The sequence below is a fragment of the Neobacillus niacini genome, assembly GCF_046591715.1.
Classification (GTDB): Bacteria; Bacillota; Bacilli; order Bacillales; family Cytobacillaceae; genus Neobacillus; species Neobacillus niacini_L.
The window spans coordinates 1-570 of record NZ_JAWVNQ010000041.1 but is presented as its reverse complement, the minus strand read 5'-3'; the positions used below and the strand labels follow the sequence as shown (position 1 = coordinate 570).

At 50.9% G+C, this 570-nt stretch carries 1 rRNA gene; it reads left to right on the top strand.

The features are described 5' to 3' along the window. Positions 1 to 21: 21 nt before the first annotated feature. Positions 22 to 570, top strand: a 23S ribosomal RNA gene (locus SFC47_RS25855); the annotation flags it as partial.

Here is a 570-nt window from a genome sequence, read left to right as displayed (position 1 = left end):
TAAGAAGAAAATAACCTTTTAGGTTAAGTTAGAAAGGGCGCACGGTGGATGCCTTGGCACTAGGAGCCGATGAAGGACGGGACTAACACCGATATGCTTCGGGGAGCTGTAAGTAAGCTTTGATCCGGAGATTTCCGAATGGGGGAACCCACTGTTCGTAATGGAACAGTATCTTTACCTGAATACATAGGGTATTGAAGGCAGACCCGGGGAACTGAAACATCTAAGTACCCGGAGGAAGAGAAAGCAAACGCGATTCCCTGAGTAGCGGCGAGCGAAACGGGACATAGCCCAAACCAAGAGGCTTGCCTCTTGGGGTTGTAGGACACTCTACATGGAGTTACAAAGGAACGGGGTAGATGAAGCGGTCTGGAAAGGCCCGTCATAGAAGGTAAAAACCCTGTAGTTGAAACTTCGTTCCCTCCTGAGTGGATCCTGAGTACGGCCGGACACGTGAAATCCGGTCGGAAGCTGGGAGGACCATCTCCCAAGGCTAAATACTCCCTAGTGACCGATAGTGAACCAGTACCGTGAGGGAAAGGTGAAAAGCACCCCGGAAGGGGAGTGAAA